The following is a 13,683-nucleotide window of genomic DNA, read 5'->3' as shown; positions in this document are numbered from 1 at the left end:
AGGCCGTTCAGCGATGAAAAATGACGGTTTCCAGCTTTTCCAACCGCGTGTTCGCGGTTAGCGTCCGCCCGAGTCAAACAAGGTGAGGATCATCACATGAGCATTGCAGCGAAACTGGAAAGCCTGGGCGTTGCCCTTCCCGACGCACCCGCACCGGCCGCGAACTACGTGCCTTTCGTACGTGTTGGCAACATCGTCTATGTCTCGGGTCAGATTTCCAAGGCCGACGATCTGATCACCGGCAAACTGGGTGATGACATGGATGTCGAGGCGGGCGCAGCCGCAGCCAGGGTGTGCGCCATTAACCTGCTGGCCCAAGTCAAGGCGGCTTGTGGCGGCGATATCGAGAAACTCGTGCGCGTTATCAAGCTGACCGGCTTTGTGAACTCGACCGCTGATTTCACGGCCCAGCCGCAGGTCATCAACGGCGCGTCCGATTTTCTGGTCGAGGCGCTGGGCGAAGCCGGTCGCCACTCGCGCTCGGCCGTCAGTGCGGCATCCCTGCCGCTAGGTGTCGCGGTCGAGATCGAAGGCATTTTCGAAGTCCAATGACGCCATCTCTGCCAGCAGAGTTCCTGCGAGCCCCGATTGCACATCGGGCGTTGCACGACATTGCGGATCACCGCCCGGAAAACAGCCGGGCGGCCATTCGCGCGGCTGTCGCGGCCGGGTACGGCATCGAGGTTGATCTGCAACTGACGGCCGATGACCGGGCCATGGTATTTCACGACTATGACATGACCCGGCTGACCGGGCAGCCTGGCCCGATACGCCAGACCACCTGCGCTCAGGCGAAGGCCATGCATCTACTGCATGGCGATGACGGTATTCCCACGCTGGACGAAGTGCTGGAGCTGATTGGGGGCAAGGTACCACTGCTGATCGAGCTCAAGGATCAGGACGGTGCCATGGGCACTGATATCGGGCCGTTGGAACACGACACCGTGCGGGCACTGCGCGGGTATGAAGGCCCCGTGGCGCTGATGTCCTTCAACCCCAACAGCGTTGCGGAACTGGCGCGGCTTGCCCCGCATCTGCCACGTGGTCTGGTCACGTGTTCCTACGATCCAAAGGTGGAGCTTCTGCCGCAAAAGGTTTGCGACCACTTGCGCGAAATCCCGGATTTCGACCGGGTCGGTGCCGCTTTCATCAGTCACGAGGCGGAGGACCTTTCCCGTCCCCGCGTGGCTGAACTCAAGGCGCGTGGCGTGCCGATCCTGTGCTGGACCGTTCGCTCGCCCGAGCAGGAGGCCGAGGCGCGCAAGGTTGCCGACAACGTGACCTTCGAGGGGTATCTGGCGGCACATCCGGGTTGATCCCGCCCCGGGCCGTCACAGATAAAGAACAGACGCGGGAGGGGATATGGATCAGGCACAGATTGAGGTTCGGGTTCTTGGGTCGCTCTCGCAGATACCTGCGGTCGAGTGGGACAGTTGCGCTTGTCCCGAGACTGATGATGGTGGGCGTCCGCTGGACCCGTTCACCACGCACCGGTTCCTGCTGGCGCTCGAAGAGAGCGGCTCGGTCGGGCGCGGTACCGGCTGGCAGCCGCAATATCTGGCGGCTTATCTGGACGGGATGCTGATTGCTGCCGCCCCGATGTATGCCAAATCGCACAGCCAGGGCGAGTATATCTTCGACCATAGCTGGGCCCATGCCTATGAGAATGCCGGCGGGCGCTACTATCCGAAGCTGCAAATCGCAGTACCTTTTACCCCGGCAACCGGGCGCCGTTTTCTGGTGCGCCCCGGCTATGAAGGTGTCGGCACGTCGGCGCTGGTTCAGGGCGCGGTGCAGCTGGCAGCCGACAACCGGGTCTCGTCAATCCACATAACCTTTTGTACCGATGATGAGGCGCGTGCAGGTGAGCAGATGGGACTGATGCACCGAACCTCGCAGCAGTTTCACTGGCTCAACGACGACTACACCGATTTCGATGCGTTTCTGAGGGCACTGTCGTCCCGCAAGCGTAAGAACATCCGCAAGGAACGGGCACAGGCAAACGGCTTCGGCGGAGACATTCGCACACTGACGGGCACGGATCTGCATCCCGACCACTGGGACGCTTTCTGGCGCTTTTACCAGGATACCGGGTCGCGCAAGTGGGGCGCGCCCTATCTGACGCGCCAGTTCTTTGATATTGCACAGGAAACCATGGCAGATGACATGGCGTTGGTGTTGGCTGAACGCGATGGGTATCCGGTTGCCGGGGCGCTGAACTTCATTGGGCGTGAAACGCTGTTCGGACGCTATTGGGGCTGTGTCGAGCATCACCCCTGTCTGCATTTCGAGTTGTGCTATTATAGAGCGATCGACTTCGCCATCGCTCATGGCCTCAAACGGGTCGAGGCGGGTGCGCAGGGCGAGCACAAGCTGGCCCGCGGCTATCTGCCCACGCGTACGCACAGTCTGCACTGGATCGGCGATCCGGGATTTGCGGACGCTGTGCAGAATTATCTGGACGCCGAAGCCCGCGCGGTGGGAGAAGAGATTGAGATTCTGACGGACTATGGCCCGTTCAGAAAATCGAACCCGGAGGAACAGCAATGACCGAACTATTGTCGACCGAGACACGCGGCCCGCTACTGGATCCGTTGTTCAGGAACGGCTGGACGATGGTCGATGACCGGGATGCAATCACAAAAACCTTTATCTTCGAGGATTTTGTCCACGCTTTTGGCTGGATGACGCAGGTGGCGATCTTTGCGGAAAAGTGGAACCACCACCCCGAATGGTCGAATATCTACCGCACGGTCGAAGTGGTCCTGTCCACCCAGGACGTAGGCGGCCTTTCCGCGCTGGATGCCAAGCTGGCGCGCAAGATGGACAGTCTGCTCTAGCCCCGGTCGCTACCCGAGCCCACACCGCCCGCCAATGATGCGGCTACGCCCATCTGTTCGAATTCAGCCGGAGTAACCGTGCCATCGCTGACATTGATGCCGCCTGGAATCCGGGTTGTCTTGTTGCCGATCGACCGGACGCTGCGCGCCGCCGGGTTAATATCGAGACAACGTGTCTGATAACAGGTCAGACCATTGGTGTTGATCTGGATACGCGCCTGCCCGTCGGGGCCTGTCACTACCGGGGCCTGCGGGACGTTACAGGCCGCCATCACGCTCAGAACACCAAGGCCAATCCATTTGTTCATCAAAGGCTCCCGTCCCATCAGATCAGCCCCGGTTGTTCCGCGGCCGGTCCGTTTCAGTCCAGCTGGCCATTGCCGTCCTGGTCGGCGGCCAGAAAATCTTGGTTCATCTGTGCGTCATATTCGGCACGAGAAACCTGGCTATCGTTGTTGCGGTCCACTTTCCGGAACATGTCGAGACTTAGAAAGGGTTTCGCTTCGGCCTGACCCAGGGTGCCATTCTTGTCCTCATCCATTGCCTGAAAGGCATAGTCGGAAAAGGCGTTGAACTCGTCCCGCGACAGGAAGCCGTCGTTGTTTCCGTCGATGGCGTTCAGCTCGCCCTCATGCAATTCGGCGACGCTTTCCGCGGAAACGGCACCGGCCATCATCATGGCCATGATCACTATAATACCACGTTTCATCCTGCCTCTCCTCAGCACGCGTAACGTTGACCGGACACGCCACCGGCTGCCGCACCGGCTGCCGTCAGGATCGTTTGGCCCGATCCGCCGCCAAACTGATTGCCGATGGCCCCGCCAATCAGCGCACCACCCAAGGTCCCGCTGAGGCAGGCAATCTCATGCTGCCGTGCGGCTTGCTGCTGCGGTGTGGGGGCCGGTCCACAGGCCGCCAACAAGCCTGCGCCACCTAAAATCAAAGGAAAAATCTTTAGCATCATAAACAAACTCCCCGGTTATATGTGCCAAGTATTCGCACTTCGGGGCGTTGCATCAAGTTAAATGCACTTTAACCGGCCCCGGCTTGCCCCGGGGCCTTCCAATTTCAGATGACGTCCAGCAGACCTTCGCCGGCCGAAATTTCACATGCGCCCGGGCTTTCTTCGAGGTTCAGCGCCACGACCCGGCCATCTTCGACCAGCATCGCATAACGTTTCGACCGCGCGATCAGACCCGCGGGCGGGGCGTCGAAGTCCATTCCGATGGCTTTCGTGAACTCGGATGCTGCATCGGCCAGCATGGTCAGGCCCGCATCCGAGGCGCCCGTCGCCTCGCCCCATGCTTTCATCACGAACGGATCGTTGACCGAGATGCAGATGATCTCGTCGACACCTTTGGCGCTGAACTGATCCTTGGTGCGCATGAAGCTGGGCACATGCGCCGAATGGCAGGTCGGCGTGAATGCGCCCGGTACGGCAAAGATCACCACCTTGCGCCCTTTGGTCTTGTCCGACACCCGAACCTCTTCCGGGCCTTCCGCACCAATCTGGGTCAGCGTGGCTTCGGGCAGCATATCACCTGTTGAAATCATTTTAGCGCTCCTGTCATTTGGATTTGCAGAGTCGGTCCCTGCCGCAATATAGGTGAGCGGATCAAGTTAACCACGGGAATTCGACAGGGTGGGAGGAACATGAGCCATATTGTCGTGATTGGTGCCGGTCAGGCCGGATCTTCGCTTGTTGCCAGACTGCGCAGGGACGGGTTTGAGGGGGACATCACCCTGATCGGGGCCGAACCGCATCTGCCCTACCAGCGCCCGCCGTTGTCCAAAGCCTACCTGCTGGGTGAGATGGAGCTGGAACGCCTGTTCCTGCGACCCGAAAGCTTCTATACCGAGAACAATATCACCCTGCGTCTTGGCCAGCGTGTCACCGCCATCGACCCAAAGGCAAAAACCGTGACCCTGGGCGATGAGGTCATTCCTTACGACGAGCTGGCACTGACCACCGGATCGGACCCGCGCCGCCTGCCCGCATCGATAGGCGGGGATCTGGACGGCGTGCACGTGGTGCGTGATCTGGCCCATATCGACGAGATGGAGCCCCGTGTGACAGACGGCGCACGCGCGTTGATCGTGGGCGGCGGTTACATTGGCCTTGAGGCTGCGGCGGTCTGCGCGAAGCGCGGAGTCAAGGTGACGCTGGTCGAGATGGCCGACCGCATCCTGCAACGGGTCGCTGCCCGCGAGACCAGCGACTATTTCCGCGCCCTGCACAGTGAATATGGCGCCGACATCCGCGAAGGCGTCGGGCTGGACCGTCTGGTTGGCGACAACGGCAAGGTCACCGGCGCGGTACTGACCGACGGCACCGAGCTTGCGGTTGATTTCGTGGTGGTCGGCGTTGGTATCTCCCCCTCGACCCAACTGGCTGAAATGGCAGGCTTGGAACTGGACAATGGCATCAAAACCGACGCCCATGGCCGCACCTCGGACCCGTCGATCTGGGCGGCGGGCGACTGCGCGTCCTTCCCGCACAAGGGCGATCGTATCCGCCTGGAAAGCGTTCCCAATGCCATCGATCAGGCTGAAATCGTGGCCCAGAACATGCTGGGCGCTGCAAAGGACTATGTTGCAACGCCGTGGTTCTGGTCAGACCAGTACGATGTGAAACTGCAAATCGCGGGGCTGAACACCGGTTATGACCGCGTTGTGACCCGAAAGGGCGAGGGTCAGACGGTGTCGTTCTGGTATTACAGCGGGGATCGGTTGATTGCCGTTGATGCGATGAACGACCCGCGCGCCTACATGGTCGGCAAGCGCCTGATCGAAATGGGCAAGACGGCGGATCCGGCGACTGTGGCCGACCCCGACGCGGACCTGAAACCGCTGCTCAAGGCGTGAGGATCATCGCCGGAGACTTCCGGGGCCGCGCGCTGGCCCCGGTCGGCAAGGGGGACGCAGGCGCGCATTTGCGCCCCACCACGGACCGGGTCCGCGAAAGCCTGTTCAATGTTCTGGCCCACAAGATCGACTTTGACGGCCTGCGGGTGCTGGACCTGTTCGCGGGCACAGGCGCATTGGGGCTCGAGGCGCTGTCACGCGGAGCATCTCATGTGACCTTTGTCGATGACGGGCGCGTGGCGCAGGGGCTGATCCGACGCAATATCGACCTGACCCGCAGTGCCGACCGCACCAACCTGATCCGCCGCGATGCGACCCGGTTGGGTGAAAACCCCGGCGCGCCCTGTGATCTGATCTTTCTGGATCCGCCTTACGGCAAGGCGCTGGGCCAGAAGGCAATTGCCGCTGCCCTGACCGGCGGCTGGATCAGCGACCACGCGGTTCTGGTCTGGGAAGAAAACTCTGCCATGGTTGTACCTGAGGGGTTCAGCCTGCTGGATGCACGGAAATACGGCGACACCCATATCTCATTGATGCAGCGTGGCGTTTCGGATTGAAACGACCTGCGCGGATTACAGGTTTGCAGGCTGGTCGATCCTCGGCTAGCTCAACCGAAAACAGGCGGAGGACCGTATGCACGATCTGGTCATTTTCGATTGCGACGGAGTTCTGGTTGATAGTGAGGTCATCTCGAACCGGGTCTTGATGGAAAATCTGGCGCGATACGGGCTGAGCCTGTCACTGCCGGAGTGTATGTCTCTGTTCGTGGGTGGAACCATGACAGGTGTCCGGGACAAAGCGCGGGCTTTGGGCGCGGACCTGCCCGACGACTGGACCGATCAGGTTTATGCGGAAACATACGAAAAGCTGCGGGCAGGCGTGCCGTTGGTGGCAGGTGTGCAAAGCCTGCTGACGCTTTTGGATCAAAAGGGCATTCCGTTCTGTGTCGCGTCCAATGGAAGCCCGGACAAGATGCGGATCACATTGGGCCAGAATGGATTGTGGGACCGGTTCAGCGATGTGATGTATTCCGCCCATGTGCTGGGAACCGGCAAACCCGAGCCGGATATGTTTCTGGCCGCCGCAGAACGTTTCGGTTCGATGTCCCCGGTGGTGATCGAAGACAGTGTGAATGGCGTCACTGCCGCCATTCGTGCCGGAATGCGGTGCCTGGGGTTTGCCGCCCATGACGATGGGGCATCCCTGGCGCAATTGGGGGCAGAGGTGTTTCACGACATGGCCGACGCCCCGCGGCTTTTGGGAATTTGAGCCGGGCGTGCTACCATCCCTGATATGGACCGCGCCTTACCGTCTCCGTTCTGGACGATCACATCCGATACCGACACAACGACCGGCCCGCCGCCAAAACCGCGTCGCGCGCCCGTGTTTATCCATGACGCAATCACCCCATGGGGTGACGAGACGATGCTGCTGAAACTGCTGCGCGAGCAGGCTGCCGATCAGGAAGAATAGGTCGGGTGGAACTTTCCGCCCGGTGACAGGGTAAAGATCTCGACCCCGTCCGAGGTCACGCCCACCGAATGCTCGAATTGCGCCGACAGAGACTTGTCGCGGGTCACGGCGGTCCAGTCATCGGCCAGTGTCTTGGTCTCGGGGCGGCCCAGGTTCACCATCGGCTCGATGGTAAAGAACATCCCCTCTTCCAGTTTGGCTCCGGTACCCGGACGACCGTAATGCAGCACGTTAGGCGGGGCGTGGAAGACCCGGCCCAGACCGTGGCCGCAGAAATCGCGGACAACGCTCATCCGATGGGCCTCGACATAGGTCTGAATGGCATGGCCGATATCGCCGAAAGTATTGCCGGGCTTGACCATTTCGATGCCCTTGAACAACGCGTCATGGGTTACCAGGATCAGTCGTTCCGCCTTGCGCGGCAGTTTGCCCGCAACATACATGCGCGACGTGTCGCCGAACCAGCCATCAACAATGACGGTGACGTCGACATTGAGGATATCGCCGTCTTTCAGCTTTTTGTCGCCGGGGATGCCGTGGCAGACCACGTGGTTCACGCTGATGCAGCTTGCGTGCTGATAGCCCTTGTAACCGATAGTGGCCGAAGTCGCGCCCGCATCTTCGACCATCTGCGTGATGAGACCGTCAATCGCGCCTGTGGTCTGGCCCGGAAAAACATGGTCGGCAATGTCGTCGAGAATCCGCGCCGCCAGCGCCCCTGCCGCATGCATCCCGGCAAAGTCACCCTGTTCATAAATGCGGATGCCGTCCTTGGTCAGACGGCCACGATGCTCTTTCATCGACGCTAAGCTCCAAATGTGTCGCGCAGCATTCCTTTTACGCTGCTTGTGCAGAAAGTACCAGAGGGTGCAGGGTAGCACCTGCAGTCGGAGGGTTGCCTCATCTCTGGTAGACCCTGCGGGCAGAATGAAATAGCACATGGCAATAGCCGCCGGGTTTGCGCAAATCACAGAAAGGCATGGCAATGCAAAAAGCTGATCAGCTGAGGGCCGAAATCGCCAGCATCAGCGATCTGCTCAGGAAAGGCCGGGCCGATCGGGCTTTCAAACGGGCAACCAAAGCCGCCAAGAAATGGCCGAACGTGTCGGCATTACCAAGGCTTGCCGGTCTGTGTGCGATCCAGCAGGGCAAGTTCCCTCTGGCCCAGACTTATTTCGAACGGGCATGGCGGCTGGAACCCGGAAACGCGGATTTGATCCAGAATTACGGCATGAGCCTTGTTCAGGGTGGCGACGCTGGCAAGGCGCTGGCGTTCATTGACAAAATCGGCGCGCGCGCACCCCTGACGCCACCCCAGCAGTTCATTCGCGCGATGGCGTTTCTGCGAGAGCAGAAGGAACAAAAGGCGTTGGAAGCCGTTGATCTGGTGCTGAAGCGCCAGCCCGGCAATCTCGAGGCGCAGTGCCTGAAAGCCGATATTCTGGACGAATTGCGCCGCTGGGACGATGCGGTCGGGCTCCTGACGGCGCTTGTCAAACAGCATCCCAAATTTCAGTACGGGCAATTGCGCCAGTCCAAGGCTCTGGCCGGGGTCGGTCGGCTGGACGAAGCCCTGAAACACGCACGTCTAGCGCTTGCCTTGGCGCCCGGTCATCCGGAAACACTGGAGTTCATTTGCAAGCTGCCGGGCCTGAAGCAGGACGATCTGCCTGCCTTGCGGGCTCAGGTCTCAAAATTCCTCGGCGAGGGGCCGATCGCCAACCGTGAAAGTGCCTCGCTGATTCACTTCGCTGCCGCAAGCCTTGCGCGTCTGGACAAGGACCTGGCGCAGGAGATGCATCATCTGGACGAGGCGCACGAACTGCGGCGCGACGGTTTGGAAAGTCTGGAGGAGAGCCGCGAGAAGGAATGCCGCGACCGTCTTGCTGCGCCTTTGCCGAAGGAATCTTCGGACCCGCGAACCGACATTCCCCGACCGATCTTCGTTGTCGGCCTTGCCAGATCGGGCACAACTCTGGTCGAGCGTATCCTGTCGGCACATTCACAGGTACAGGGGCTGGGAGAGCTTGCCACCGTTCAGTTCTGGGTGATGAAAGAGGAAAGCCTGCATTCACAGGCGCAACCACTGGCGGATTACTATGTCGAGCGCCTGCCCGAGCTGAACCGGGACGCCGCGGCCTTTGTGGACAAGATGCCGGGCAACTACGCCTATCTCGGCGCGATTGCACAGGCCTTTCCCAATGCGCTGATCCTGAACGTCCAGCGCGATCCAAGGGACGTCGCCCTGTCGATGTGGCGCGAGAATTTCGGCGCGCAGGGGATGTATTTCACGCATGACTTCAAATGGATGGCGGCCGAGGCCAACCGTTACCGCCGCTACATGCAGCACTGGCACAAGGAACTGCCGGGCCGTATTCACGACATCCGGTACGAGTATCTGGTCAACAATCTGCAGGACGCGGCAGCCGAGCTTGCCCAAGTTTGCGACCTGTCGTTCGAAGAAAGCATGCTGACGCCGCAATCCTCATCGGACGCGGTCAAAACCGCCAGCAGCCTTCAGGTCCGCCGGCCCGTCAGCACGTCGTCGGTCGGGCGTTGGCGCGAGGTGGCGGATCACTTGGCGCCATTTGTGAAGCGACTGGATGCGGAGCTTTGGCCGGAGGTGTACGAAGAGGCTCAAGACGCCGTGAAGTAAGAGGCCCAAATTCAAGGAGACCCATGAACTCCACCTTGTCAGGAAACGCAGGTAACCCGTCGGTATCTGTGTGGTGATCCAAATCTGGGTTGAAACGAAACGCCTGCGCCGTGCAAGGCGTCTTTAGGTGGGAATGGGTCTCGGGTTTACCCAAACACCTTCCGGCGAAATCCGCGTTCCGTAAACCAGCCGCTCGACGCCCTGCGCCTGCGCGGCCTCGAAGGCGGCCGCATAGGCGGGGTCGATATCGTCGGCCAGCGCAAACCGGTCGCAATCGGTGCGCTGCACCAGATAAAGCATAATGGCGCGGTGTCCTTGTGTGGCCATCGCCGCCAGCTCGCCCAGATGTTTGGTGCCGCGCGCGGTGACGCTGTCTGGGAACTCGGCCAGACCGGGCTGGCGGGACAGGGTGACGCTTTTGACCTCGACATAGGCGTCCGGCAGGCTAGGCCCGGTCAGAAGGAAATCGATGCGGCTGTTCTGGCCGTATTTCACCTCGGCTCGGATGGTTTCATATGCCGCCAGTTCCGGGATTTCACCGGCGTTCAGTGCTGCGCGCAGGGCTTTATTCGGAACCGATGTATCGACCCCGGTGAAATGTCCGTTTTCGTGATCGACTAGCCGCCAGCCGTATTTCAGCTTTTTCTTCGGATCGTCATTGGGCTCCAGCCAGATTTGCTCACCCGGTTCGGCCAGTCCCATCATCGAGCCGGGGTTGGCGCAATGGGCTGTAACCTCGCGCCCGTCCTCAATCGTGCAGTCGGCCAAGAAGCGTTTGTATCGGCGGATCAGGCGGGCGGGGACAAGAGGGGTTTCAAATCGCATGTCTCACGGCCTATACCTGCCCAAACGGTCGATCAAGAGGGGAGCGCACATGGCCAATCCAACCGCCGCAATGCTGGTGATCGGGGATGAAATCCTGTCCGGCCGCACCCGCGATGCCAATATGCACTATCTTGCTCAGGAGCTGACCAAGCACGGCATCGACCTGAAAGAGGTCCGCATCGTTTCAGATGAGGCACCGGCCATCGAGGCGGCGGTCAGGGCGCTGTCCGACGCGCACGATCATGTCTTCACCAGCGGTGGCATCGGCCCGACCCATGACGATATCACCGCCGATTGCATCGCCCGCGCGTTTGACACCCCAATTGACATTCGCGCCGACGCGCGCGCCCTGCTCGAGGCGCATTACGACAAGTCGGGGCTGGACCTGAACGCTGCCCGTCTGCGCATGGCGCGCATTCCGGACGGTGCCGTACTGATCGAAAACCCGGTCTCGACGGCGCCAGGCTTCACCATCGAAAACGTGCATGTGATGGCTGGGGTGCCCTCCGTCTTTCAGGCAATGGTGGCCAGCGTTCTGCCCACGCTGACCGGCGGCAGCCCGTTGTTATCACAGACCCTGCGCATCGACCGCGGTGAAGGGGATATCGCGCAAACCCTGGCGTCGCTGGCCGAGGAGTTTTCCGATCTGACCATCGGCTGCTACCCGTTCCAGATCAACGGGGTCTTTGGTGCCAACGTCGTTGTGCGCGGCACCGATGGTGCCCGTATCGACGCCGCAACCACCCGCCTCGCGAAAGAGCTTCAGCTTTGAGCGTCAACTGGGAGGCCGTGGTGGATGGCACATGGCCGGCCGCCGCGTACGAAACAATCGGGCCGTTCCGGCTGCGGCAAGGGCAGGGTGGCGGCTCTCGGGTGTCCGCCGCCAGTGCGACTTCTTCCGCGACCGAAGCCGATATTGATGCGGCCGAGAAAGCTATGGTGGAACTGGGGCAGAAACGCCTCTTCTGTCTGCGTCCGGGGGACGACGCGCTGGATGCCCAGCTTGCCGGACGCGGCTACACGGTGCTTGATCCGGTCAACATCTACGCCTGCCCGGTCGGGCATTTGACGGACGTGCCGGTGCCGCGCGTGACTGTTTTTACCATCTGGAAACCGCTTGCGATCATGTGCGAGATTTGGGCGACGGCCGGTATCGGGCCGCAGCGTCTGGCCGTCATGGATCGGGCGGATGGCCCGAAGACCGGCCTGCTTCTGCGGCGCAAGGACCAACCGGCGGGGGTTGGATTTGTGGCGGTATATGAAGGGGTTGCCATGATGCATGCGTTGGAAATCCTGCCCGCACATCGCCGACAGGGTCTGGGACAATGGGCCATGCGCGCCGCGGCCTTTTGGGCGCTGGACAACGGCGCCCATACCTTTAGCGTGATCTGCACCAAGGCAAATACCGGCGCCAATCGTCTCTATCACTCCCTTGGGATGGAGATCGCCGGAGAGTATCACTACCGCCAGCTGGCCTGAGGAGAAAGACAGCCGTGCCCGATCAAGACATGCCCACAGCGCTGAACCTGCCCATGGTCGACCCGCTGCCGCCAGAGACACAGAAGTATTTCGACATCTGCGTCGAAAAGCTGGGCATGGTGCCAAATGTGCTGAAGGCCAATGCGTTTGATATCGACAAGCTGAACGCGTTCACCGCGATGTACAACGATCTGATGCTGGCAGACAGCGGGCTGACCAAGCTGGAACGCGAAATGATCGCGGTTGTGGTCTCGTCCATCAACAAGTGTTTCTACTGCCTTGTGGCGCATGGCGCAGCCGTCCGGCAATTGTCCGGCAACCCGCAGTTGGGCGAGATGCTGGTGATGAACTACCGCGTGGCGCCGTTGGACGACAAGCAGCGTACGATGCTGGATTTCGCCGCCAGAATGACGACAGCCAGCGCTGAGATCGAGGAAACCGACCGCCAGCGGCTGCGTGACGTTGGTTTCTCGGATCGTGATATCTGGGACATCGCCAACGTGACCGGCTTTTTCAACATGTCGAACCGGGTGGCCAGCGCCACGGGTATGGTCCCGAACGACGATTATCACGCCCAGTTCAGATGATCCGCTGCGTTGCCCTTTGCCTGTTGATGCTGGCCGCTCCGGCAGCGGCGCAGGACCTGACGATGCCAACCGGTGCCCGTCAGATCAGCGACCGTACCAGCCCGCTGGACAGTTACGCGCTGCCGACCGGTCCGTTCGCCGATGGCGCAGTCCCGACACGCGAGGTCGAGGGGCGGGTCGAACGCTTTACCTGGAAGCTTCAGGCCGGATCCAGCACGACGTTGCAGATTCTGGCCCCGCTCAGGGATCAGCTTGTCGCGCAGGGATTTGATATTGGGTTCGAATGTGAGGCCCGCGCCTGTGGCGGTTTCGATTTCCGCTTTGGCATCGAAGTGGTTCCGACACCCGACATGTATGTCGCAATTCACGACTATCGTTTTCTGTCCGCCTCGCGCGATCAGGAAGTGCTGAGCCTGCTGGTCAGCCGCAATCCGCCCGACGGGTACGTGCAGATGATCCGTGTTACACCAGTGGCGGAAACCTCGCCGCCCCCGGTTGTGGTCGAGGAAACGGTCGAAACCGAAGGTGGCCTGCTGGCGGACTTGCAGCAGAATGGGCACGTCATTCTGGACGACCTGCATTTCAGCACCGGTGAAGTTGATTTGGGCGAGGGTCCGTTTGCCTCGCTGGCGCTGCTGGCGGGATTTCTGGGTGACAATCCCGACCTGCGCCTGGCGCTTGTGGGCAACACCGATGACACCGGCGACCTGCAGGCCAATATCTCGGTCAGCACAAAACGTGCCCAGTCGGTCCGTACCCGCCTGATCGAGGCACATGGCGTCGCGCCGGACCGGATCGAGGCGGAAGGGGTTGGATATCTGGCACCGATCACCTCGAACGCCACGCCGGAAGGCCGTGATCTCAATCGCCGGGTCGAGGCGGTTTTGCTGATCAATTAGGTGCCTAACAGTCCTGCCTAGGCTGGGACAAAAAAAAGACCCGCACGACAGGCGTGC

The 13,683-nt window shown here is 60.9% G+C and carries 19 protein-coding genes; 13 read left to right on the top strand and 6 right to left on the bottom strand.

Annotated elements, in window-relative coordinates:
* Positions 1-96: 96 nt before the first annotated feature.
* Genes ACR0FE_RS07350 through ACR0FE_RS07335 form a run of 4 tightly spaced genes read left to right on the top strand, consistent with a single transcriptional unit; the run spans position 97 to position 2,840 of the window.
* Complete coding sequence (locus ACR0FE_RS07350; RefSeq protein WP_170612984.1) at positions 97-552, top strand: RidA family protein; 456 nt, start codon at positions 97-99, stop codon at positions 550-552.
* Entirely contained in the window at positions 549-1,316 is a 768-nt protein-coding gene (locus ACR0FE_RS07345; RefSeq protein ID WP_480912053.1) for a glycerophosphodiester phosphodiesterase family protein, read from the top strand. The genes ACR0FE_RS07350 and ACR0FE_RS07345 overlap by 4 nt, the downstream gene beginning before the upstream one ends.
* A gap of 46 nt (positions 1,317-1,362) precedes the next feature.
* Complete coding sequence (locus ACR0FE_RS07340; RefSeq protein WP_480912051.1) at positions 1,363-2,550, top strand: GNAT family N-acetyltransferase; 1,188 nt, start codon at positions 1,363-1,365, stop codon at positions 2,548-2,550.
* Positions 2,547-2,840, top strand: coding sequence for a 4a-hydroxytetrahydrobiopterin dehydratase (locus ACR0FE_RS07335; RefSeq protein ID WP_480912050.1), 294 nt, complete (start codon positions 2,547-2,549; stop codon positions 2,838-2,840). The genes ACR0FE_RS07340 and ACR0FE_RS07335 overlap by 4 nt, the downstream gene beginning before the upstream one ends.
* Here ACR0FE_RS07335 and ACR0FE_RS07330 read toward each other — a convergent pair.
* The 4 genes from ACR0FE_RS07330 to ACR0FE_RS07315 all read right to left on the bottom strand — a co-directional run bounded on the left by ACR0FE_RS07330 (position 2,837) and on the right by ACR0FE_RS07315 (position 4,396).
* Positions 2,837-3,148 carry a hypothetical protein gene (locus ACR0FE_RS07330; protein WP_170612992.1) on the bottom strand — a complete coding sequence of 104 codons (312 nt, stop codon included), beginning with the start codon at positions 3,146-3,148 and terminating at the stop codon, positions 2,837-2,839. The two genes, ACR0FE_RS07335 and ACR0FE_RS07330, sit on opposite strands and share 4 nt — an antisense overlap.
* A gap of 53 nt (positions 3,149-3,201) precedes the next feature.
* Complete coding sequence (locus ACR0FE_RS07325) at positions 3,202-3,549, bottom strand: hypothetical protein (RefSeq protein WP_170612994.1); 348 nt, start codon at positions 3,547-3,549, stop codon at positions 3,202-3,204.
* 11 nt (positions 3,550-3,560) lie between these two features.
* The gene (locus ACR0FE_RS07320; protein ID WP_170612996.1) at positions 3,561-3,806 is read right to left on the bottom strand and encodes a glycine zipper 2TM domain-containing protein; all 246 of its coding nucleotides are present in this window, start codon (positions 3,804-3,806) and stop codon (positions 3,561-3,563) included.
* Between the two features lie 104 nt (positions 3,807-3,910).
* Positions 3,911-4,396: a peroxiredoxin family protein gene (locus tag ACR0FE_RS07315; protein ID WP_170612998.1), complete on the bottom strand. Its 486-nt coding sequence runs from the start codon at positions 4,394-4,396 to the stop codon at positions 3,911-3,913.
* 99 nt (positions 4,397-4,495) lie between these two features.
* Here ACR0FE_RS07315 and ACR0FE_RS07310 point away from each other — a divergent pair, with 99 nt between their 5' ends.
* From ACR0FE_RS07310 to ACR0FE_RS07295, 4 genes are all read left to right on the top strand, one after another.
* Positions 4,496-5,707, top strand: a complete 1,212-nt coding sequence (locus ACR0FE_RS07310) for an NAD(P)/FAD-dependent oxidoreductase (RefSeq protein WP_480912046.1) — start codon at positions 4,496-4,498, stop codon at positions 5,705-5,707.
* On the top strand, positions 5,704-6,264 hold the full coding sequence (gene rsmD, locus ACR0FE_RS07305; protein WP_170613002.1) for a 16S rRNA (guanine(966)-N(2))-methyltransferase RsmD: 561 nt from the start codon (positions 5,704-5,706) through the stop codon (positions 6,262-6,264). The genes ACR0FE_RS07310 and rsmD overlap by 4 nt, the downstream gene beginning before the upstream one ends.
* Before the next feature lie 76 nt (positions 6,265-6,340).
* The gene (locus ACR0FE_RS07300) at positions 6,341-6,976 is read left to right on the top strand and encodes an HAD family hydrolase (protein ID WP_480912043.1); all 636 of its coding nucleotides are present in this window, start codon (positions 6,341-6,343) and stop codon (positions 6,974-6,976) included.
* A 24-nt stretch (positions 6,977-7,000) separates the two neighbouring features.
* Complete coding sequence (locus ACR0FE_RS07295) at positions 7,001-7,180, top strand: hypothetical protein (RefSeq protein ID WP_170613006.1); 180 nt, start codon at positions 7,001-7,003, stop codon at positions 7,178-7,180.
* Here the strand turns inward: ACR0FE_RS07295 and map are convergent.
* Positions 7,168-7,980, bottom strand: coding sequence for a type I methionyl aminopeptidase (map, locus tag ACR0FE_RS07290; protein WP_480912040.1), 813 nt, complete (start codon positions 7,978-7,980; stop codon positions 7,168-7,170). The two genes, ACR0FE_RS07295 and map, sit on opposite strands and share 13 nt — an antisense overlap.
* 179 nt (positions 7,981-8,159) lie before the next feature.
* Here map and ACR0FE_RS07285 point away from each other — a divergent pair, with 179 nt between their 5' ends.
* Complete coding sequence (locus ACR0FE_RS07285) at positions 8,160-9,836, top strand: tetratricopeptide repeat-containing sulfotransferase family protein (RefSeq protein ID WP_480912037.1); 1,677 nt, start codon at positions 8,160-8,162, stop codon at positions 9,834-9,836.
* 123 nt (positions 9,837-9,959) lie between these two features.
* Here the strand turns inward: ACR0FE_RS07285 and sfsA are convergent, their stop codons facing one another.
* Entirely contained in the window at positions 9,960-10,661 is a 702-nt protein-coding gene (gene sfsA / locus ACR0FE_RS07280; RefSeq protein ID WP_480912034.1) for a DNA/RNA nuclease SfsA, read from the bottom strand.
* A 49-nt stretch (positions 10,662-10,710) separates the two neighbouring features.
* On the opposite strand from sfsA, the gene ACR0FE_RS07275 reads away from it, so the two are divergent.
* Genes ACR0FE_RS07275 through ACR0FE_RS07260 form a run of 4 tightly spaced genes read left to right on the top strand, consistent with a single transcriptional unit; the run spans position 10,711 to position 13,626 of the window.
* On the top strand, positions 10,711-11,433 hold the full coding sequence (locus tag ACR0FE_RS07275; RefSeq protein WP_480906042.1) for a competence/damage-inducible protein A: 723 nt from the start codon (positions 10,711-10,713) through the stop codon (positions 11,431-11,433).
* Positions 11,430-12,140 carry a GNAT family N-acetyltransferase gene (locus ACR0FE_RS07270; protein WP_480912031.1) on the top strand — a complete coding sequence of 237 codons (711 nt, stop codon included), beginning with the start codon at positions 11,430-11,432 and terminating at the stop codon, positions 12,138-12,140. Before ACR0FE_RS07275 ends, ACR0FE_RS07270 begins: the two co-directional genes overlap by 4 nt.
* Before the next feature lie 14 nt (positions 12,141-12,154).
* On the top strand, positions 12,155-12,727 hold the full coding sequence (locus tag ACR0FE_RS07265; RefSeq protein ID WP_480522963.1) for a peroxidase-related enzyme: 573 nt from the start codon (positions 12,155-12,157) through the stop codon (positions 12,725-12,727).
* Complete coding sequence (locus tag ACR0FE_RS07260) at positions 12,724-13,626, top strand: OmpA family protein (protein ID WP_480912027.1); 903 nt, start codon at positions 12,724-12,726, stop codon at positions 13,624-13,626. The genes ACR0FE_RS07265 and ACR0FE_RS07260 overlap by 4 nt, the downstream gene beginning before the upstream one ends.
* The last annotated feature ends 57 nt before the right edge of the window (positions 13,627-13,683 follow it).

It is taken from the genome of Ruegeria sp. K7 (assembly GCF_056531785.1).
Note: the sequence above shows the minus strand (reverse complement) of the source record. Positions and strands in the feature narration are given on the sequence as shown.